Source organism: Chryseobacterium gambrini (assembly GCF_027920505.1).
Classification (GTDB): domain Bacteria; phylum Bacteroidota; class Bacteroidia; order Flavobacteriales; family Weeksellaceae; genus Chryseobacterium; species Chryseobacterium gambrini.
Map to the genome: position 1 here is coordinate 1634728 of NZ_CP115857.1, position 22904 is coordinate 1657631.

A 22904-nucleotide genomic window follows, 5' to 3' on the forward strand; every position below is an offset into this window, starting at 1 on the left:
AATTTATTTTTTTATTTTTTTTATCTCATTATCAAAGTCCGAAATGTAATTCTGGTCTTGTATAGGAGCAAATTTGGCATATTCTGCTTCAGCTAATTTTTTGGCTACTGCCGCCGAAACTTTTCCAGCATCGGTAAGAATATGATATTCATTAAAGCCTAAAAACGCGTCTAGTTTGCTGATCCAATCTTCCATTTTCATAGGTATTTGACGAGAAGCTTGGTTTTCTGCATAATCCAGATACATACTCACAATACGTTCTAATGACTTTAATTCTTCTTCATTCAGATAGTTCTTGGCAACCGACACATCTGTTTTGATGATTTTTCCTTTAGGAGCAGCTTTCCACGTTTGTAAGCCCATATTGGGTAATGTTGCGTTGGCTCTTGTACTAATGAGTTCGGCAGCGGTATGACCAGTAATTGCCCAATGCAATTTGTTTTGCACCGTTTTATAAAAAGTTTGTGTCATAGGTGCATTCGCATCATAATCAATACTGGCTTCTGCATAGAGATCGGTAATTTTCTGATAAAATCTACGTTCAGAAGCACGAATGGAACGAATACGTTCTAGTAATTCATCAAAATAATCTTTTCCAAAATTTTGACCTTGCTTCAAACGTTCATCATCCATCACAAAACCTTTTACAATGAATTCTTTTAAAGTATTGGTTGCCCAAATACGGAATTGTGTAGCATTATAACTATTTACACGATAACCCACTGCAATAATGGCATCAAGATTATAGAAATCAACTTCTCGGGAAACCTCTCTTGCACCTTCGGTTTGAACTATTCGAATTTTTCGAATAGTTGAATTTTCATTTAATTCCCCTGATTTAAAAATTTCTTTTAAGTGGTAGTTGATGGTATGTACTTCTACATCAAAAAGCTCTGCTAACTTCTTCTGTGTAAGCCAAAAAGTTTCCTCCTCAAAGCGTATCTCAACTTTAACATTTCCCTGAGGTGTCGTATATAAAATAATTTCAGACTCTTTCATAAACAAAAAACTAAATAAGGTTTAATTCGTTAAGATACTGTTCCATTTTTGCTTCGGTTTCGGCTAATTGTTTTTTTAGATCCACAATTTCCGTATGTACTTCTTTTATATCCACTTGTTCTTCTTCCTCAAAAGTGTCGATATAACGAGGGATATTCAGGTTATACTCATTATCCTGAATATCTTTTAAGGTAGCACGATAGGAAAATTTCTCCGTCAAAACTTCTCCGCTTTCTGTATCTAAAGCAGGTAAAGACTTGAATTTTTTAAATTCTGCCACTATTTTTTCGATGTGAGCATCTGCCATTTTATTTTGGTTTTTCCCAGATTCGAACTCTGCACTGGCATCTATAAACAAGACATTAGTATTATTGCCTTTTGCTTTATTGAAAATAAGAATAGCCGCAGGAATTCCTGTTCCAAAAAATAAATTGGCTGGTAATCCAACGACCGCTTCCAAAAGGTTTTCGTCAATGAGTTGCTGGCGGATTTTACCTTCGCTACTTCCTCTAAACAAAACACCGTGCGGAACAATAACGCCAACTTTTCCTTTATCTTCAAAAGTAGTTTCTATCATATGGCTAATGAATGCGTAATCTCCTTTAGATTTTGGAGGGATACCTCTGTGAAAGCGGTTAAATTCATCTACTGAAGCCTGTTCTGCCCCCCATTTATCTAAAGAAAAAGGAGGATTAGCAACTACTATATCGAACTTCATTAGTGTATCTTTTTCTTTGAGTTGAGGATTGTTCAGGGTGTCTCCCCACGCAATTTCAGCATTGTCTTCTTCGTGCAAAAACATATTCATACGAGCTAAAGCCCAAGTAGAACCATTATTTTCTTGTCCGTACAGCGCATAATTTTTACCTTCGATTTCTTTTGCCACTTTGATCAGTAAAGAACCAGAACCACAAGCAGGATCGCAAATACGGTCACCAGATTGGGGATTTATCAATTTAGCTAATAAAGTACTGACTTCTGAAGGCGTATAAAATTCACCTGCTTTTTTCCCAGCTTCGCCTGCAAACATCGAAATCAAATATTCGTAACTGTCGCCAATAACATCGTTATTTGCCAAATGCGAAGGCTCTAAATTAAGTTCTGATAAATCTGTTAAAAGATTTTTCAAGATTTGGTTACGTTGTTTAGTTGGACCAAAAGCCGTTTCCGAATTGAATGAAATACTACGAAAAACCATTGCCAGTTTTGAACGGTTTTCATCTTCCAATTTCGTTAAAGCAATGTCTATCAGTTCGCCAATGTTGCTTTCGTTTCGGTTTTCAAATAAAAAATCGAAAGAACTTTGTTCAGGTAAAAAGAAACGCTCCCGTTTTAATTGGCGTTTTACCATATCTTCGTTGCCATCGTACTTTATTCTTAATTCATTGGCTTTCTCTTTCCATACATCCGATAAATATTTAACGAAAAGCAAGGTTAAAATATAATCTTTATAAGAGCCACTTCCCATTACAGGTCTTAGAGAATCACAAGCTTTCCAAACGATTCTATTAATATCTTGTTGTGTTAGTTTTGTTTCCATATTATTTGCTAAAATTATTAATGATTTGATTGAACAATACTTGTTTTTTTTCTTTCAACTGTTCAAGAATTTCTATTTCTTTTTTATGAATTTTATACATGTCTACAATTTTTTTCTGCATTTCCATCGAAGGTATAGGAATTTCAAAATCCAACAACTCTTTCTTTCGAATAGATGGAATGGAACTTCCTGCACTTACCTGATTAAAATAACTGATACTTTTGGAATGGTTTAAGATACACGTCACGTAATCTGGTAAAACTACCGTTGAATCTACTTTTATAATATAGAAAATAGAAGAAGCCACAGCATCTCCCATTTCTTTATCGTATTTAAAAGCAAAAAACTTCATTCCTTTGCTTACAAAAAGAATTTCATCCTGTCTAAGAAGGATATTTTCTGAAATTTCATCGGCATTCACATAAGAATCTACATTATTCAGATACATTCCATTGTCTGAAAAGTTTTTCACTTGCAGATAAGGAATCCCCTTTTTATTAGATGCTTTTATATATTGCCCGAAACTTAAAGCACAAATGTTTTGCAACTTTGTTTTGGTAATTTTAATCATTGTAGAATTTTTCAAATATCATTTTGCAAATATAGAATTATATTTCTGAATTCACAAAATAATTTTTTTGTAGAGTTTTTCAAAAAAAAAACCATTTATAAAAAAACTACTTTAAATAAAGTATACTTCATATTCGCTTTGCATTATAATTTAAAGCAGATTAAATTATTCATCTTATTGAAAATCACCAAATTAAATCGAATACAAAATATTTAAAATGAACAAATTAGATGCAAGTTACAGAAGAATTATTGGAAGTATTACGAAAAATATCAAATGAAAATTTATTGTCTTATTAAAGACGAAAGTCATTTTTTCCAATCATACACATTTTAAAATTATAAATTACCGTAAAAATACGGTGATTCTGTTTTCGGAAATATTACTTACATTTGAAGCATAATTTTAACGAAACAAGCGTAAGTTTCTATCATTAAGGTAACAGAAAACTCGGAATCTTCTATACAACCTGAAAATGATAGGCTTACGCCCGTGCATCTATATGGCGCGGGTTGTAAGTCATATCTGGTTGTAGGGCATCCGAGTGCCTCTGTTACTGATTGGCTTCAACTCCGCGCCTTTCTTTATTATTACACCCAAAGATTTTTTGCAGTCGAAATGCATTTCAATAAACTACGACACGTTCTGACGTTCTGCGAATTTATCTTTGCTGCCAGAAACAAAAAATAATATTTAAGACAAACAAAATGGAAATAAACAACCGATCAAGCTAAAATAATTTGGCTAAATCCAGACCCAAAATATGGGGTTTTTACGGATTGCGAACAACTCACAATTAAAAATATATTAGTAACTTAAAATTTGATATTTACAATGAAAAAAAATTATGTAGGTGCATTTCTACTATGCGTATTCTTGGGTGGTTTTTCTTCTGCTCAGGAAGTGGTCTGGCAGAAAGACATCCGGTCTTCTACACAGGACTTTCTCTCACAGGTCACTACGACCATCGATCAGCAGTATTTAATTACCGGAAGCAGCATCCATCCTTCGACAGGCTCAGGAACCTTACAAAACAACGGCTATGATTTCCATCTGGTAAAACTCAACCAGCAGGGCGAAGAGGTCTGGGAAAAATATTTCTCAGGGAAAAACCATGACTTTTTGTCGGCAACGGTCAACACTCAGGAAGGAGGGTTTCTTCTAGCAGGTTCCAGCTATTCAGGAAAAGGGCTGGATAAAAAGGAGGATTCCAAAGGCGGATCGGATTTTTGGCTTATCAGAATCAATGAATTTGGCGATGAATTATGGCAGAAAACCATAGGCAGTGCTGCGGATGAAGAAGCTAAGGCGGTGATTCAGACGACGGATATGGGGTTCTTTGTAGTAAGCAATGTGCAGAACTCACCGAAAGGCTACGGATCCAAAGATGTTTTGGTAGTAAGACTGGATATAAACGGGAAGGAATTATCCCAATTGGTATTAGGAGGTAAAGGATTGGATGAAGTGGAAAAAATGATCCCCACTAAAGATGGAGGTGTCTTATTAGGGATCTATTCCAAAAGCAACGTGGGCGGTTCAAAAAAGACGGAAAACTATGGCGAGGGGGACTATTATATTGTAAAGCTCAGTAATACAGGACAGATCCAGTGGGAAAAGAATTTCGGAGGAAAAGGCGACGATCATTTAAGAACACTGGCGCTGACTTCAACAGGTTATCTGATCGGAGGAGAATCCAGATCGGAAAGATCGGGAAATAAATCCGTTGGTATTGAAGAGGGTACAGATTTATGGCTCCTGTCTCTTAATGATCGGGGTGAAGAACTCTGGCAGAAATCCTACAACTTCAAGAACCGCGACGTTCTGATGGGGATGAGCGTATTGCATGGTTCTGATGATAAAACTTCCAAAGGGATTCTTTTGGGCGGTTACACACAGGCGGAAGGCAGGATTGAAAATGATGACGAGACTTTCTGGATGCTGTATCTCGACCAAAACGGAAACGAGCAGTGGAGAAAGCACGTGAAGGGAGAATCCCGAAAAAAAGAGGAACGGCTATCTGATATTAAGTTGAACCGTGACGGATCAATTGTACTTGCAGGAACCAGCGCAGAGGAACTGGGGAAAGAAAACTGGAAGATCGTGAAGCTGGGGGATAAACAGGTTGATCAACTGATCGAAAAGCAGGATATTAAGATCTACCCGAACCCGGTAACGGATTATGTGTACGTGGAGCTTGGGTTTGAGGGCTTGAGAGAAGGAGCATTCGAGGCTGAAATTGCGGTGTACGACATGGGCGGAAGAAAGCTTGAAACGGTAAAGACAAAAAATAAGATCACCAAAATCAACACCCAGCCTTTGATTCAGGGGGCATATCTGGTGGTGGTGAAAACCAATGACAAAACGGCGAATGCCAAATTGATTAAAAAATAAATACAAATGAGAAAAATGATAATTCTATCAACATTTTTTACTATTAAAAGTTTGGTAGCTCAACAAAATTATAATCAGTACTATGTAGATAATTTACCAAAACCTCCTTCGATAAAAATGCTTGAGAAATATGGTGCTGTAACAAATTCAGAATACACCGGAAGTAATAGTTTTTCTATTCCTTTGGCAAATATTGAAAGCGGAGATATAAAAATACCTATTGTTTTAAAATATATTTCCGGCAACGGGATAAAAGTAAGAGATGAAGCGTCCAACGTTGGTTTAGGCTGGGGAATTCCATTCGCCAATATTACTCAGGATGTACAAGGTGGTTTGAATGATCTTGAAGCAACAAAAAAGCTGAAATTAACTTTTTTATACGATAGTACCCCTCCTGTTATAAGAAATAGGTTTGCCGTATGTGATAATACATCTATTCCCAGCCAATACTTACTTCAGCCTAACGAAGACAGAAGTACGTTTTTTAAGATTAATTGGAATTTATTACCCGTTGATAACGTTTTTAAAAATTATAATACCAGTGTTACTGATTTTGATACAGCTCCGGATATATTTACCTGTAATCTTTTTGGAGAGAAATTAATTTTTGTCACTTCTAATTTTCAAACGATCAGTGGAACTGGTTTTACTCCCACTTTTAAATGCCTAAATAAAAAAGGATATAAAATAGACTACAATACCTCCGATCTATTTATTATAACGAATCCATTCGGAATAAAATATTATTTTAGCAAAAATGAGACTTATAGTCTTGATGCATCAGATTCTGTTGGGAAGAATTTTGTGATCACAAAGATAGTAGACAAAAACAATAATACGATCAATTTCACATATGATGAATTGTCGAATGTCCGGTTTATCCCTTTTTATTCACAGAATTTAAATTATACCCAGTCATATTCTGGAAATGTTACCTCACTGGATTCCTTCGGACTTAACTGGATTAATCCTTCTACATGTAATCTGGCGTCAGGAGGGCAGGGAGATGAATATAAAATAGGTGATATAAATGCAGCAGTTCCATATTATGGAGGTCAGACCGGAACTTTTGTTGTGCCGCCATCAATGAACGGGGGACAATTTCAAAATAAAATCTTAGCTGTTAAGTCTATCTCGGGCAATTTTGGAACAGTTATGTTTAATTATTCAAATAGGGTGGATTATACTGACAATCGTAAACTTGATGAAATTACGATCAAAAACACTGCACTATTTACAACAAAAAAAATAAATTTCTTATACTCGTATTTTAATTCAAGCAGCAGCATTACCGTAAGAGATAAAATAACGGAGCTCAATATTTTGAATAATTATCCGACCTCAATTACTCAAGATCAATTATCTAAGAGGTTAAAATTAGATGCATTAATTATCAATGATGTTGATCAGTATACATTCACTTATAATACGACCCCTTTAGTAGACAAAGATTCTTTTGCTGTAGATTATTGGGGATTTTATAATGGCGGGATTAATAATTCAACGCTCTTTGCTAATCCAACAGATTTTGTGAATAATCCTATCCCTTTAGGAAGTAAGAATAACAATAAAAAAATTGCAGATATTAACTATACTAAAGCCGGAATATTAGAAAAGGTTATTTATCCTACCAAAGGATATACTACTTTTAATTATGAATTGAATAGCGGACAGAACTTTTTTCTGAATAACGATTTTTCTCCCAACCAAAATACGGGTAACGGATTAAGATTGAGAGAGCAAATAAATTATGATAATACGGGTACTGTTTCGGAAAAGTACCTTTACTCTTATGAAGGGGGACAATCTATAACTCCTTTAGATTTATTTAAAAAATATAAATATAAATACGCTGTTCGTTATAATTCAGGACCAGCGGTTCAGATTTATAACTTCGAGTCCATACTATCTTCCGTTTCTGTTTCAGATAATATATCTTCGCCATTATCCTCAGGCAATTATTTTGGATATTCCACTGTAATTAAAAAAGAAGTTGACGGAAATAATAATTCTAAAGGAAAAACCGTCACAACTTACTACAACAATCAGGATATTCCTTTTCTGTATAAAGATGATAATATTCCGGTATATATCCCTGCATTAACTTCCAAAAATCCGGAGAATGGTTTGGTAAAAAGTGTGGAATTGTATGATAATAACAATACTTTATTAAAAAAGACGGCTAATAATTACAATTATGTATTTTCAGATTTTTTTTATGGCGCTTCTGTTCTTTTTAGTAATACTGCCACCAAAGCAAGTACGTGTTCTTTTCAACAAAATGACTGCCCTCAGAATAGCTTAACCGATCATCCTATTGCTGTTTGTGGATTTTATCCTATTTTCTCCAAAGAAAGTCTTTTAACATCATCCGTAACAACCCAATATATCAATAATAAAGAGTTCATTACTCAGAATAATTATGGCTATAACAGCAATAATAATCTTAGCAGCCAGGTAGCAATCTTTCCTGACGGGAGCTCTGAAAGTTCAACTTTATCTTATGCACAGGAAGCCAATCAGCAAAAGCTTTTAAATGCCAATATGATTTCCGTTCCTTTGTTTAAAACAACTTCAAGAGGCAGCCAGGATTATTCAAGTGCCCTTACCAAATACGATGATCCGGTACACCTTAACCCGACATCTGTAGTTTCAGGAAGCCAGTATTCCGATATGGGTTCAGAAAATAAAACAGAGGTTACCTATGATAAATATGATTCCCGAGGGAATTTACTCCAATACACAACAAAAGAAGGAATCCCGACCACCATCATCTGGGGCTATAACCAAACCCAGCCTATTGCCAGTATCATTGGCATTAAACTGTCGGATATTTCACAGGCATTAATCAACAGCATCGTGACGGCTTCCAATACGGATGCTTCGGCAGCTCCGGGCAATGATGAATCCGCTTTTCTTGCGCTTCTGGATACCTTCAGAAAAGATCCTTCTATGGCAGGGTATCAGGTAACGACTTATACGTATGATCCTTTAATCGGTGTAAGAAGCATCACGCCATCGTCAGGAATCAGGGAAGTGTATCTCTACGATTCTGCCAACAGGCTGAAAGAGATCAGAGAAAATAATCAGACAGGAAATATCCTGAAAGAATTCAAATACAATTATAAAAACTAACGCACGATGAAAAAAATATTAATCCCCATAGGAACACTCTTTTTATCAGGACTGGCTTACAGCCAGAATCAGGCAAGTTTCACAGAAAACTATATCTATAGCAAGACCTACCTGGAAGCTGTTACCACAAGCAGTGCTACAGCGAAACAGACTGAAACCGTCCAGTATTTTGACGGTCTGGGAAGACCAAAGCAGGTGGTGAATGTAAAAGCCTCTCCGAGCGGAAAAGACGTGGTACAACATATCGAATATAACGGCTTCGGAATACAGGTGAAGGATTACCTTCCCGTTCCCCAGCAGGGAACCCAGAACGGAGCGATCTATACTTCTCCTTTGAGCAACGCTACCCAGCCTGCCCTATATGGAGCTGAGAAAATCTATTCTGAAAAGATATTGGAAAACTCACCTCTGGACAGGGTATTACAACAAAAGCAGGTAGGAAATGCATGGGACATTAAACCCGTACAGTTTGGTTATGATTTTAACAGTGACGGAGAGGTGAAAAAATTCACCGTATCAACAACTTGGACAAATAAAACAGCAATAAATTCTATAAGTATCAACGGAACCTATGGAGCAAATAAACTCTATAAGAATACAGTAACGGATGAAGACGGTAATATTACTACAGAATTTAAGAATGGTAAAGGACAGGTAATTTTGATCCGTAAAAATGATGGAAGCCAAAATATCGACACCTATTATGTATATGATACCTATCAGAATCTTGCTTTTGTAATACCTCCTTCAGCATCTGTTGGAAGCACTTTAAATCAGGATATACTCGACAACTTATGTTATCAGTACCGATATGATAATTGGAACCGTCTGGTGGAAAAAAAGCTACCCGGCAAAGGATGGGAATATATGGTGTATGATAAAGCAGACCGTGTGATCATGACTCAGGACACCAATATGAAAAACGGAGCGATCAATTGGGGAACCAACCTATGGGTTTTCATAAAATACGATAAGTTCGGAAGAGTTCTTTATACCGGCATCACCACAGGAGGTGACAGGAATACAGTACAGCAGGCTGTAAATTCGACAGCTTCCAATGCGGCTATCAGCGAAAGCAGGAGTACTTCCCCTTTGGTATACAGCAATATGCAGCTGTACTACAGCAATACTGCCTATCCTACCAATATTGTGAGTATTCTGTCGGTCAATTATTACGATATCTATCCTTCGGGAGCACCAGCTGTTCCGACGCAGGTTTTGGGACAGAATGTTCTTACGCAGGATGCCCTGTCCTCTAATATCAGCACCAAAAGCCTACCCACGGCTTCTTACGTAAAGAATGTGGAGAACGATGGCTGGACGCAGAATTATACCTGGTATGACATTAAAGGAAGAGCCATCGGGACGCATTCTGTTAACCATCTCGGAGGATATACCAAAACGGAAACCCTTCTGGATTTTGCGGGAATTCCGCAGAAAACCAATACCTATCATAAAAGGGATACCAATACAGCGGAAGTTCAGGTAAAGGAAAGATTTGTGTATAATGCCCAGAATATGCTTCTGAAGCATTACCATCAGGTAGACAATAACGCAGAAGAGCTGCTGGCAGAAAACAGTTATAATGAAAAAGGACAGCTGACGAGTAAAAAAGTGGGAAACAATCTTCAGAGAATTGATTACACCTACAATATCCGCGGATGGATGACCGGGATCAATGATCCTGCAAACCTGAACGGAAAACTTTTCGGGTATGATATCCGTTACCAGAATCCTACCGATGCCGAGCTCTCGCTCAAAAGATACAATGGGAATATCTCTGAGGTAAACTGGAAAATAGCTTCCAACCAGATCCTGAAAAGATACGCTTATCAGTATGACGGACTGAACCGCCTTACCAAGGGAATTTTTTTAAATCCGGACAGTGTGGTTCCTCAAAACAACTGGAATAATGAGCAGCTAAGTTATGATCTGAATGGGAATATAAAGACGCTTAAAAGGAATGCGAAGAATCTTTACAGTAATACTGCAGAGCAGATTGATGATCTGGATTACAAATATTTAGGGAATCAGCTTACTCAGATAAGAGATTACAGTAATAATCCTACAGGATATGAAGGTGGTGGAGGCGACATAGAGTATGATGAAAATGGGAATATGAAAACCATGCCGGATAAGCAGATCGACCAGATCGGGTATAACTACCTGAATCTACCTAATGCTTTTAAAATAGAAGGAACTAAGAAGAAAATGATTCACCTTTACCGTACAGATGGAGCCAAGCTTAGAAAGACAATCAACTTTCAAAAGCAGGATGGTTCGGTATATACCACCATTACAGATTATCTGGATGGCTTCCAGTATCTGAGTACAGTAGGAAGTGAACCTAATGAGTTGGATCCTATGGAATTTGCTTATGAACAGGAGGCTTTTATTGATAATGCAACCACAGAGCATCCGGTTCCTGTACTGAGTTTTTTCCCGACTGCAGAAGGATTTTATGATTACGAAAGAAAAGAGTATATTTACCAGTATAAAGATCATTTAGGAAATGTAAGGGTAAGCTATAAAAAAAATGCAGGAGGCTTTGCTGAAATTACCGATCAGAATGATTATTATCCTTTCGGAATGAATATTTTGAGGGAAGAGAAGGCGATTTTTGGGGTAAATAGTTTGTACAATTATAAGTACAACGGGAAGGAATTGCAGGAAAGTGGGATGTATGATTATGGTGCGAGATTTTATATGGCAGATATCGGAAGATGGAGTGTCGTTGATCCGATGGCAGAAAAAATGCGTCGTCATAGTCCTTACAATTATGCGTTTAATAATCCGATTCGATTTATTGATCCCGATGGTAGACAGCCTTGGGAGGGACCGGGAGGTCCTAAAAAAATGACAATCACATATGCTCAGCAAAGTCAGAATATTAGAAAAGTTGTATACCAAACTTCTGTTTCAACATTAGGTCAAAATGGGAAAAAGACTGTTAATGAAACAAATATAACTACTTATTTAACTTCAGAAGGAGCAGTAGGCAATACTTACATAAATAAAAAAACTGTAGTTCTTACACCATATGAAAGTAGCTACACTGATGCTATGGGGAATAAGGCTACATCAACAGAATACACTTCTCAGGTGAAAAATAATACAACGAGATTAGCTACAAATAATGAAATTGAAAAAGCTGATGGAGGTCATTATAAAGCTAAAGTTGATGATATTGCAGGGAAGGTAAATGGTGATGCAGATTTTATTAAAAACGAAGCTAGAGAACAGTTTCATGGGCAAAGTGATTATGATAATGGTGATGATATAGCATCAGCATTTAATAATATAGGTATTCCTTTATCAAAATTAGCAGAAGGATTACCAGATATTACTATAGGACAGGTAACCGCTACATCAGCAAAGGTTATTGATAAAGTAAGCAATAGTCATTCAGGAGAAAATAGCAAATTGATTATTACCAAACCTCAAACAAGATAAGAGTATATGAAAAAAACAATCGCCATAGGTTTTATTTTAGTAATAAGTATTTTTATTATTAATAGTCAGTATTATAAAAAGAAAATTTATATAAATGATTCCTTTTCATTAGGTACTATCAAAATAAAAAAAATTGATGTAAAAATACCTAAAGATATTAAGCAAACAGAAATTATAAAATCAGGAAATTATCTTGATATTAATTATAGAAGTTTAATTGAAGATTATAATTTAAATATAAGATTTAAGAATCCGCAAAACGATACTATATTTAAATTTGGCAACAAGAGCGATTATTATCTTACAAAGAAAGTTGTTTTATTTACCAAATATTATAATGACATATTTAATCCTCATGAAAATTCATTTCAAATAGAATTTAAAAAAAATGAGAATAAACTTTTTCTGAAAGGGGATGTTTATAATAATAAGAATAATAAAATTAATATTTGTGGAGAGATAAAATTACCATAATATTTAGCCAATCCCGCTCTCGCGGATTTTATCCGTGAGCAATAATAAAAAGCCATCGCAATTGCAGTGGCTTTTGTGTTTTAGAAGGCAGCTCCTTTTTTGCAAAAAAAGTTCATGCCTTAAAATTTTCCCAATAACAATTTACGGTATAGTGTCTTCCCTTGCCTCATAACCATCTTTGAACCGTTGAAACTTCTCTGCTTCTTTTGGATATTTTTTCATCCATTTTTGCATGACACTTGTATTGTTATTTAAGATCTTAATTTCATTTTCATCATAAATATTTTGTCCTTTATCAGCTATTTCTTTCATTATTTCCTCCCGAATCTCGCTTTTAGATTTAATACTTTCCCTGTAAAAATTATTAGCAAAATTAACAGTGACAATCATCATTAAAACTGCAAAAATTAAAATTACAATCCCTGCCCAAGCAAATCTTTTCATAATTTTTATTTTCTCTTGAAAACCTTCATAATAATCAATCGTTTCTTGCGATGGAACTGTTTCTATTTTAACAGGTATACTGTTAAGAAATTCCTTTCTTTTGATATTTTCTAATTTAAAAGAGGTTAAGATTTCATCAGATATCAAATTGCTATCTTTCAATCCGAATTGCACTTCATTCAACGATGTCTTAAGATCGTCAATTTCAAATCTTAGTTTAACATTATGTTCTATATTGTCTAAATTTGATTTGATTACCTTTTCTAACAGTTCCATTCCGTTACTGTGTGAGCCTTTATTCTCATTTTCCATATTTTGTTAATTACCGTTTTAATTTTCGCTTCTTTTTCCAAAATTCTTCATCGGCACGAGAAACATAAGTCGGGTTAAGAAGATCATCTAATAATTTATTTGCAATTTCTATCATGCTTTCATTTGCTGTTAAATTCAAATGATTACCTGCATCATAAATTGTATTGCTTTGATTTATTGATCTTACCCAATCAGCAAGATTAGAATCTATTGCAGAAAAAGAAAACCCTATATTTTTCCTGAAAAAAAATCCGTTTTTTTGTTGATTATTATCAATTTTATTTATCCATAAATCCTGAATTTCATTTCTTTGACCGGCTTTAAATTCTCCTTTGTATTGAATTTTCACTGTGTACCCTGCTTTTTGAAGATTTTCCCGAAAACAGTTTAGATTACCAGCATATTTTTGTGCCTCTTTAACAGCTTGTTTCAATTCAAATATATTTTTTATCTCAGAAATTTTTAGCTGACCTGATATTTCGGATAATTTATAGCCAGCTTTGTATTGACGAAGGGTTTCATGGTTTATATCCTTTGTCATCATAATGCGCATTCCCGAAATTCCATCCTTTGCATTTGAAGATAATTGAACTTCAAAACCTTTTTGTTTCATTTTAGAAATGATATCGGCAAAATTATCTTCTGACCTAATAGCCTCAATCAAATTTTCCAGCATATGAGCTTTTTTCTGCATCCCAATCTCTATATCGGTTAATAAACCTTTTTCATTACAAACTTCTCTTACAGCTTCTCCAAATCTTTTTCCAATATTATGAGATTTTACAGTACACTTTCCCGAAATATCAATTCTGTTGACGACAAAATGAATATGCTTATGTTTTGTACTGTTATGTATATCCAGCCGATATTGATTTTTTCCTGTTACGCCTACTTTTGTAAGCGCTTCTATTACAATTTTTCTGAGTTCTTCATCACTTAATTTTCTTCCAATTTCGTCTGGTTGAGAAATATAACCGGTCAGTGCCCATTTCTTTACCTTAGAATTTCGCTCAGCCACTGTCTTCATTTCGTGAAATTGTCCTTCTGCTGTTTCACTCAAAAGACAATTCGAAGCCACCATCTCTGCTGTTCCTTTATCATTACCATTATATTCCAAAGCAATTTTTGTGATTGCTCTCGTAGTCGCAGAATTATTCATCAGTATTTCTTTGTTTCACTTTTGAGTACAAGTATTGCTGGATTAGATCAATTGTAGTTTCGATGTTTAAAAGAATTTCTTTTTTATTCTCAAAAACATTCCATTCCCGATTTCGTAAAAGATTAGTTATTTTTTTGAAATAATTTCCGTATTGTAATAAAATTTCATCAGCTTGAAATTCATTGATCTTAAGTTCTTTTTCTAAATAAACCATTCTTGCGTAGGTTGATAACTTAAGCTTATATTTAATTGCCTTTTTCAGATTATCCTCATATTCAGATTCTGTCACCCGAAATGAAATAACTTTATTGAGATGGAATGATTCTTTTTTCTTCAAACCTCCTTTTCTGCCCAATTCCTGAAAGTGTTTCTTTCTTGCTTCTCGAGCAATTCTTGCCTCATTTTCCTTGGTAATGTTAATTATAAACTCTTCTAAAAAGTCTTTTTCCATTGTGCTAATTTTGTTTTGATTAGTAACCATTTATGACGATAGGAAGAAATCAAAAATTCCAATTTTACAATCAGCGGCAACGCTTATTGTAAACTTTGGGTACTTTTTGCACTAATTACCCACCGTATTTTACCTGTATTATTTTCCATTCATCTTATTATCTTATCATGTATCTAGCGTGTTTTTCATTGGATGGATTTTTGTGAATCAGCCAGTCATTCAGATCTTTAAAATATGAGTACAGAACCCGGCAGTCTTCTGCGTTTTGGTTCTCATTTTTAATTATTTCAACGGCTCTGTTTCCGGCTTTATCATTGTCAAAATACAGCTCAATATTTTCATAGTTTCCGAATGAATTTTTAATCCTAGAAATCATTGCTACCGAATTCAAAATTCAAAATGATATAGTCGGATGGTCTTTTTTCTAAATAGCTTTCTACATTTTTAAAGGAAAGAAAGTCGAAAAAACCTTCGAAAACCCAAATTGAATCTGAACCGTTTTCTATGCTACTGATGTCTTTTTTACCCAGACAGATTTTTGAATATTTATTGCGAATTTCGTAACCGTTTGAATTGTTTTTGAAACCAATTCCGAAAAATCTTTTATTGTTCATTCGATAATGAATCTCTTGTAAAAATTCGGTTTGATTTCCAACTTTTCTACTTTTTAAATAATCTAAAAGCGCCGGATGTTGGATTCCTTTTACTTCAATTATATCATAGTTTTTAACTAGATCTTCTAATTTTGGTTTAGAAAAACTTTGCTTTTGAAAAGAAGAAAAATTGTTATTTTTTGCCCAAACTAAAACTTCACTTGCCGAAGCATTCAGATATTTTTTCATAAAATCAGTATTGTTTCCACCGATTCCTTGTGAATGAAGATACCAGGCGTTAATTCTTTTATCGAGTTTAAAAGAGGCTTGGGATTCGTTGGCAAAGGGATTGAGATACCAGGCTTCTTTTTCATTTTGTTTCGTGGGAAGGTGTCTGAGAGAAAGGAGGACTTCTTCCAACGGTATACTGTTGAATTGTTTGCAGTTCATTGTTGTATTTTTTTAAGATTTGTACTTGTTTTAGAAATAAATCCAAGAAATGCTTACCGGTTCAAGTGAGTGGATTTGATTTTGCAAAATTTTTGATGAACTGATGAGAAATTAATGCATCTTATTAAATATTAAAAAGTTACCCCCTCATCAAAGTCTCATCATCTCATCAAATTTGAAATATTCTCCTCATCAGTTTCTCATCAAAAATTAGGGTTCTAAAATTTGATGAAGGTTTTGATGAGACGTAATTAATTGATTTTATTTTCATTATCAATCAATTCATCATTTCATCAAATTTTTGGAAAACAAAATTTCTATCTACTTTAAAATATCTGCCGGTCTTGTTTTGCTGATAGAAACTTCCGCTGTAATCAATGTCATATTTGATATAAGCCAATGAATTGTTCTGAGGTTCAAGTTTCCAGCTTTCTTTGAGAAGCTTCCGCACATCGTTGACCGTCCAATATTGGTTCCTGAACATCTTACCCAACATATTGAAGATATCCTGCGGGATAAATTGAATTTCCTTATCCTCGGTGCTTTCAAAGAACTCATACAAAAGTTCGATGATTTTTGATTCGAGCTTATTGTTGTTTTTCCAGACCAGTTTTTGTAATGCCTTTGTCCTGATTTGTGAATCTGTGAACCACATACGGGTTTCCCTGGGACTGTGATAAATTCTTTGAATCAGAAAGCGCAGGAAATAGGGAATTTCTTTGATTAAGCCTTGTAGAAAATCAGTGTTCTCTGTCTTGATGGATTTTACTTTGATTATCCAAAACCGGATTTCATTTTCATCGATTTGAATAAAGTTGTCCTCATTAATTGAACAGAGAATGAATTTCCCGAAAAATTCAATTTCTTCCCGGTCTTTTCCTTTGGCTTCTTTCTTGTCCTTATCTGTTGTGGAAAGGTATTTCAGTCGCTCAGTGATCTCTTTTTTGTCAAAAAATACTTCATCAATGGCTACAATAAGCATCGAAGCCCAGTCCGCATTGAACTGACTGCTGAAGGAATCGCCTTTGATGTAGGTCATATTAAGCCCGAAAATAGATTTCAGCCATTTGATGAAGGTTGATTTTCCGGTAGAACGTTCCTTACTGACCAAACAAAGAATTGGAAGCATTTGAGTTGGCTTTTCAAGCAATATTTTGATGTAGTCGAATCCCAATTCCAGCTGTTCTCCGAAAATATGCTCCATAAACCGCAGGGAAAATGGAATTTTGTTTTTTAAAGCTTCAGAGCTGAGTTCTTCATTAATTGGCTGAAAAGGAATTTCATTGTACATATTATAAAATCCCTCAATAATCTTTTGGTACTGCAAATGTGAAGGGATACAGCAAAAGCCATCATACTTCGGGATTTTTGAAACGTAGATTTTACCGTGGTCACTGATAATGGTCTCACGGTTCCATCGTACCAAAATTGATATCTTGTCTCCGGAGATCAATGGTTTTTCTATGGTTTTGTAATAGGTTGTTCCTACTCGTAAATATGGAATTTTGTCTTTTATAGCACTTTCTTTTTATTTAAAAATTGTTGTGCTTCGATTTCAATTTCTGAGGTTGTTTTTCTTTTCCCTTCAGCTATCCATTCCAGAAGTTCCTCTTCAAAAAAGTAGAGTTTTTTGCCGTTTTTATAGCAAGGAATTTTTCTTTGTCTTACGAGCGTATAAATCGTAGGTTTTGCTTTTCCGATAATCCGACTTACATCTTCAATTCCAATAGGAATACCTTTCTCTTTTGGTTCAGAAATTCTCACATTCTGAACCATAGATTTAATTTCGGCGATTTCGGTTGTTAAGTGAGCTACTGCTTTTGGTAGATTTTCAAAAGAAATTTCATTTGCCTCCATAATAATTGGTTTTGATTGTTATGGTGCAATGATAATTGATGTTCTTTTTGTGTTTTTCTGATGATTAAGAATATTTAAATCATACGTAAATAATAATGATTTTCTACTTTATATTAATTTATGACATTTGAAAAATTCCTTTATTTAAGTAAATTTTCTTCGATTTTAATTTTACCTTCATTTTTTCTTGAGGTAAGTTGTTTTTCTATTGTTTGCAATTCCGAACCTTTAAATGTTTGCGGAAACACTTTCTTTAAAAATATAGCAACATCTTTTCGTTCGTTCTTTCCCTTATAATGATTCCACACATTCCATCCGAAATGCTTTAAATCCGTCGTACTAAGAACTGTTATCTTAATTGGTTTTAAATCCCCAATTTTACCATCTTTAAGAAAAACTACCAAATAATCGCAAAACCTATATAAATCTTCATCGGAAATATATAGTGCTAATTTTTCTTGTGTATATTTCACTAAAAAATCTAACTTTTCCTGAATGATTTCTTCCTCTCTCAATCTAGCCTTAGTTCTGATTTTTTCAATATCTGAAAGTGGAAAAACCTTCACATCTTCTGATATTACATTTTGAGTATCAACTTCCAAAATTTGAGTATTTTCATCAGTGTTTTGATTATTACCCGGAACAATATTATTATCTTCTGTAATTTGTATATATGTTTCCAAAGGTTGAATGTTAGCAGCTGAAATTTCTTGCTCTATTGTTACTTTTTGATTCCTTTCAGTTGTAACTTGACTTTTAGTTAATCCAGATTCTTTCTTGTTTAAGAAAAAGTTCATTACCCACTTATATACTATGTCAATAAACAAACTGAGAATTGCGAACATCAAAATTCCAAAACCAATGCAAAACCAAAGGAATACATTAGCAGTATATTCATCTGCCCCTTTTTCAATTAATTTTAACCTTCCAAATATTCCAATTAAAATACATAACAAAAAAACAGATAGGTAAATGGCAATATATTCAAAGTATTTTATCTTCATTCCGATTTGGTCTTTAGAGATTCTAATTGGATGGCTTCAGCTGCCTTATTTTTCTTTTCATCAATCACTTTTGCATAAACCTGAGTTGTTTTTACATTGGTATGTCCCAACATTTTACTTACAGTATAAATATCTGTTCCATTAGATAATTGGAGTGTTGCAAATGTATGACGGAAACAATGAAACGTGATGTTCTTATGAATTTTTGCTTTTGCAACCCAGTTTTTTAATGGGCGATTAATCCAAGCAGAATTAGTTAAATTTTCAAAAACTAATTCGTCTGGTGATTTTGGTTCTCCGCAAATTTCTAAAGCCTGTTGAGAAATCGGCATATATTCCACGCCTTTTGTCTTTTTTTGAGTAAAATTAATTCTCAGCTGATTATTTTCAACACTTATCTCATTCCACTTCAATTTCTGAATATCAGAATGTCGTAAACCTGTTAAAGCAGAAAAAATTGCTGCTCGTTTCAAAACATCATTTTCGCAAGGTGTTCTAACTAAAATATTAAGCTCATCAATCGTTAAATATTCCCTTCTTGATTCTTCACTTGGGATTCCTTTTATTTTGGCGGAAATATCCGCTGTAAAATATCCGTCAATAAAAGCTTGTTTTAAAGCGGCTTTGAAAACAGAAAAATACGTCGAAGCACTATTTTGGGATAAAATTCCTTTTTTATTCCCTCCAAGAGAGGCACTTAACAGAAAAGTTTTAAAATCTTCGCAAAACTTAATGTCAATTTTAAAAAATGGAATTACTTCTCCGGCATAAGAGATTAATAAATCTATTGCTCTTTCCCAGTTTACCTTAATTGATTCTGAATTATTTTTATGACGTCTTTTGATTAATGCATGGAAATACTTAACAAAATTTTCCTGGGATTTTTCTTTCTGTTCTGCCTGAAATTGGTTGAGTTCATTGTAAAGTTCAAGATTATCGTATTCTCTCTGTCTTAACTTTCGTATTGAATCTGCGTACAACATTGTTTCCCGGTCGCTTTCGCTTTTGCAAACAATTATGCCGTTATCATCTCTTTTAGGTTTATAAGAAATTGAATCTAGGGCTGTCTTCGCAGGTCTTCTTTTATCAAACTCCACCGTTGTCACACTCCGATTTAAATACTCGCGAATTCGTTGAGGGTTTTTCTTTCCGGAAACCATCACAGGATAGCTTTCCAAATAGATATACCATTCTTTTCGGAATTCTGACTTTCTAAGCCTTACGGTAACTTTGGTTTTTAATAATTCTTTCATTTGCCGTCAAATATTTCATCAATTCGTTTTTTAGGGACATATACAAAACTTCCGACCTTTTTCTTGGGAATATTATTCTTTCTAATAATACCACTAACAGTTGAAGGATTTGCATTATACTTTTGGGAAACTTCGGAAAGCGTATAACAGTTTCCAACTTCAAATTCATTCTCTTCTTGTATTTTTTCTTTTTGATACGGAACTTTAACTTCAGTAAACATAGCATCCAAATCCGAGCGTTTTACTCTGGTCAATCTTACACCCAAATTAACACTGCTTATTATTCCTCTTTTTATTAATCTATGCAACGTATCTTTTGAAATTCCATACATTACTTTAGCTTCGGCTATTGAAATAAATTCTCGTGTTTGAACTTCAGCAATTTTATTGGAATATTTTTTTAAAAGTGTTTCTTTCTCTTTTTGCTCCTTTTCTAATTTCTTTCGTTCTTTCCCTGCTTTATTAGCACAGGAAACACTACAAAAACGAGTTATAACTGTCTTTGCTTCAAATGGTTTAGAGCAGTGCTCACATACCCTCGGTATTTTTAATTTACTAAATCCCATTCTGAAATAACACCCTGCACATTATCGCTATTTTTTGTTCTAAAATAAAATAAGACGCATAAGGCGCAGATTATATCTAATTAGTTCGCGGTACAAATATGATACAAAAATATAATAAAAAACGATTAAAATCAAACATTACTAAAAATTACTTAAAATAAAAAATCGCTGTAAACATTACATTTACAACGATTTGCTAATTTATATTAATCAATGCTAATCAGCACTTACTTCACTTCTTCGAAGTCTGCATCCTGTACATCTTCTGCACCTCCTGCATTTCCTCCGTTTTGTGCTCCTGCATCAGCTCCCGGCTGTTGACCTGCTGCATACAATTCTTCTGAAGCTGCCATCCAAGCTGCATCTAAAGCTTCTGTTTTAGCTTTTACGTCATCTGCATTTTTAGCTTCGAAAGCTGTTTTCAATTCTCCGTGAGCGGTTTCAATGGCTGCTTTTTTATCAGCAGATAATTTCTCACCAAACTCTTTTAATTGCTTTTCAGTCTGGAAGATCAATCCGTCTGCTTTGTTGAAGATTTCAACTTCTTCTTTTTTCTTAGCATCGGCAGAAGCATTTTCCTGAGCTTCTTTCTTCATTCTTTCGATTTCTTCGTCAGAAAGACCTGAAGAAGCCTGAATTTTAATAGACTGTTCTTTACCGGTTCCTTTATCTTTAGCAGAAACACTTAAGATACCGTTTGCGTCGATATCGAATGTTACTTCGATTTGAGGAACTCCTCTTGGCGCTGGCGGAATATCTGTAAGGTCGAATCTACCGATTTCTTTGTTATCGTTGAACATTGGTCTTTCTCCCTGTCCTACTCTGATGCTTACAGCCGGCTGGTTGTCAGAAGCCGTAGAGAATACCTCAGATTTTTTAGTTGGGATCGTAGTGTTTGCTTCAATTAATTTAGTGAAAACAGAACCCATAGTTTCGATACCTAAAGAAAGTGGCGTAACATCTAATAAAAGAACGTCTTTTACATCACCTGTCAATACCCCCCTGAATCGCAGCACCGATTGCTACAACCTCATCCGGGTTAACTCCTTTAGACGGTTTTTTACCGAAGAATTTCTCAACTTCTTCCTGGATGATCGGGATTCTTGTAGAACCTCCTACCAAGATTACCTCGTCGATATCTGAAGTAGATAAACCTGCATCTTTTAACGCTTTCGCAACCGGCTCCATAGATCTTCTTACCAAATCCGCAGATAACTGCTCGAATTTAGCTTTCGTTAAAGTCTTTACTAAGTGTTTAGGACCTGTAGCAGTAGCTGTAATATATGGAAGGTTAATTTCTGTCTGTGGAGAAGAAGACAACTCGATTTTAGCTTTTTCAGCAGCTTCTTTCAATCTTTGTAATGCGATTGCATCAGATTTTAAATCTACTCCTTCTTCAGATTTGAACTCATCAGCCATCCAGTTGATAATTACATCATCAAAATCATCACCTCCTAAGTGCGTATCTCCGTTTGTAGACAATACTTCGAATACACCATCTCCTAAATCTAGGATAGAGATATCGAAAGTACCACCTCCTAAATCGTATACTGCGATTTTCTGATCTTTATGGTTTTTATCCAAACCGTAAGCCAATGCAGCAGCAGTAGGCTCGTTGATGATTCTTTCTACTTTAAGACCTGCGATTTCACCCGCTTCTTTTGTAGCCTGTCTCTGTGCATCGTTGAAGTACGCAGGAACCGTAATTACCGCTCTTGTTACTTCCTGTCCAAGATAATCTTCAGCCGTTTTCTTCATTTTCTGAAGCGTCATTGCCGAAATTTCCTGTGGAGTATATTCTCTGTCGTCGATTTTTACTTTTACGGTATCGTTTGGTCCTGAAACTACTTCATAAGGTACTCTTGAAATTTCTTTCGCATCCTCTTTAAAGTGAGTTCCGATGAATCTTTTAATTGAATATACTGTTTTCTTTGGATTCGTTACCGCCTGTCTTTTTGCAGGATCTCCTACTTTTCTTTCGCCATCTTCTGTAAACGCAACGATAGACGGCGTTGTTCTTTTACCTTCTGCGTTAGGAATAACAACAGGGTCTTTACCCTCCATTACAGCAACACAAGAGTTGGTTGTTCCTAAGTCAATTCCAATTATTTTACTCATAATATTTTTATATTTTTTCTAATTTTTAATTTTAATTTACATTCAGTATTTCTCAATATTTATACCATTCAAAATTTTGTGACAAATTGACACAAACAATTAAAAACAGGAGTGAAAAATAGTTTTTTTTAATG

Annotated in this window: 17 protein-coding genes and 1 pseudogene; 4 read left to right on the top strand and 14 right to left on the bottom strand. The window is 34.7% G+C overall.

The genetic code is table 11. The annotated features are described in order from the left end of the window. Positions 1-3: 3 nt before the first annotated feature. Genes PFY09_RS07310 through PFY09_RS07320 form a run of 3 tightly spaced genes read right to left on the bottom strand, consistent with a single transcriptional unit; the run spans position 4 to position 3110 of the window. On the bottom strand, positions 4-999 hold the full coding sequence (locus PFY09_RS07310; protein ID WP_271161979.1) for a virulence RhuM family protein: 996 nt from the start codon (positions 997-999) through the stop codon (positions 4-6). Between the two features lie 10 nt (positions 1000-1009). Beyond that, positions 1010-2539 (bottom strand): type I restriction-modification system subunit M, encoded by a 1530-nt coding sequence (locus PFY09_RS07315; protein ID WP_271161980.1) that lies wholly within the window; start codon positions 2537-2539, stop codon positions 1010-1012. Position 2540: 1 nt separating this feature from the next. After that, complete coding sequence (locus PFY09_RS07320; protein WP_271161981.1) at positions 2541-3110, bottom strand: restriction endonuclease subunit S; 570 nt, start codon at positions 3108-3110, stop codon at positions 2541-2543. Positions 3111-3944: 834 nt separating this feature from the next. Here PFY09_RS07320 and PFY09_RS07325 point away from each other — a divergent pair. The 4 genes from PFY09_RS07325 to PFY09_RS07340 are packed head-to-tail and all read left to right on the top strand — an operon-like array spanning position 3945 to position 12563. Continuing rightward, on the top strand, positions 3945-5501 hold the full coding sequence (locus tag PFY09_RS07325; protein ID WP_271161982.1) for a T9SS type A sorting domain-containing protein: 1557 nt from the start codon (positions 3945-3947) through the stop codon (positions 5499-5501). A gap of 6 nt (positions 5502-5507) precedes the next feature. Then, positions 5508-8636 (top strand): RHS repeat domain-containing protein, encoded by a 3129-nt coding sequence (locus PFY09_RS07330; protein ID WP_271161983.1) that lies wholly within the window; start codon positions 5508-5510, stop codon positions 8634-8636. A gap of 6 nt (positions 8637-8642) precedes the next feature. Then, positions 8643-12089, top strand: a complete 3447-nt coding sequence (locus tag PFY09_RS07335) for a DUF6443 domain-containing protein (protein WP_271161984.1) — start codon at positions 8643-8645, stop codon at positions 12087-12089. Positions 12090-12095: 6 nt separating this feature from the next. Next, the gene (locus PFY09_RS07340; protein ID WP_271161985.1) at positions 12096-12563 is read left to right on the top strand and encodes a hypothetical protein; all 468 of its coding nucleotides are present in this window, start codon (positions 12096-12098) and stop codon (positions 12561-12563) included. Positions 12564-12704: 141 nt separating this feature from the next. Here the strand turns inward: PFY09_RS07340 and PFY09_RS07345 are convergent, their stop codons facing one another. From PFY09_RS07345 to dnaK, 11 genes and pseudogenes are all read right to left on the bottom strand, one after another. Further along, the gene (locus PFY09_RS07345) at positions 12705-13319 is read right to left on the bottom strand and encodes a hypothetical protein (RefSeq protein WP_271161986.1); all 615 of its coding nucleotides are present in this window, start codon (positions 13317-13319) and stop codon (positions 12705-12707) included. Positions 13320-13329: 10 nt separating this feature from the next. Next, complete coding sequence (locus tag PFY09_RS07350; RefSeq protein WP_271161987.1) at positions 13330-14478, bottom strand: relaxase/mobilization nuclease domain-containing protein; 1149 nt, start codon at positions 14476-14478, stop codon at positions 13330-13332. After that, positions 14471-14929, bottom strand: coding sequence for a plasmid mobilization protein (locus PFY09_RS07355; protein WP_271161808.1), 459 nt, complete (start codon positions 14927-14929; stop codon positions 14471-14473). The genes PFY09_RS07350 and PFY09_RS07355 overlap by 8 nt, the downstream gene beginning before the upstream one ends. A 157-nt stretch (positions 14930-15086) precedes the next feature. After that, positions 15087-15305, bottom strand: coding sequence for a toprim domain-containing protein (locus tag PFY09_RS07360; protein WP_271161809.1), 219 nt, complete (start codon positions 15303-15305; stop codon positions 15087-15089). Beyond that, positions 15295-15972 carry a DNA primase gene (locus tag PFY09_RS07365; protein WP_271161988.1) on the bottom strand — a complete coding sequence of 226 codons (678 nt, stop codon included), beginning with the start codon at positions 15970-15972 and terminating at the stop codon, positions 15295-15297. The genes PFY09_RS07360 and PFY09_RS07365 overlap by 11 nt, the downstream gene beginning before the upstream one ends. A 277-nt stretch (positions 15973-16249) precedes the next feature. Next, positions 16250-17488 carry a primase-helicase family protein gene (locus PFY09_RS07370; protein ID WP_271162335.1) on the bottom strand — a complete coding sequence of 413 codons (1239 nt, stop codon included), beginning with the start codon at positions 17486-17488 and terminating at the stop codon, positions 16250-16252. After that, positions 17485-17829, bottom strand: a complete 345-nt coding sequence (locus PFY09_RS07375) for a helix-turn-helix domain-containing protein (protein WP_271161989.1) — start codon at positions 17827-17829, stop codon at positions 17485-17487. The genes PFY09_RS07370 and PFY09_RS07375 overlap by 4 nt, the downstream gene beginning before the upstream one ends. 140 nt (positions 17830-17969) lie before the next feature. Continuing rightward, complete coding sequence (locus PFY09_RS07380) at positions 17970-18833, bottom strand: hypothetical protein (RefSeq protein WP_271161990.1); 864 nt, start codon at positions 18831-18833, stop codon at positions 17970-17972. Further along, entirely contained in the window at positions 18830-20086 is a 1257-nt protein-coding gene (locus PFY09_RS07385) for a site-specific integrase (RefSeq protein ID WP_271161991.1), read from the bottom strand. Before PFY09_RS07385 ends, PFY09_RS07380 begins: the two co-directional genes overlap by 4 nt. Continuing rightward, entirely contained in the window at positions 20083-20652 is a 570-nt protein-coding gene (locus PFY09_RS07390; RefSeq protein ID WP_271161992.1) for a helix-turn-helix domain-containing protein, read from the bottom strand. The genes PFY09_RS07385 and PFY09_RS07390 overlap by 4 nt, the downstream gene beginning before the upstream one ends. Positions 20653-20879: 227 nt before the next feature. Continuing rightward, positions 20880-22770 (bottom strand): annotated as a pseudogene (gene dnaK / locus PFY09_RS07395) (molecular chaperone DnaK). Positions 22771-22904: the final 134 nt, after the last annotated feature.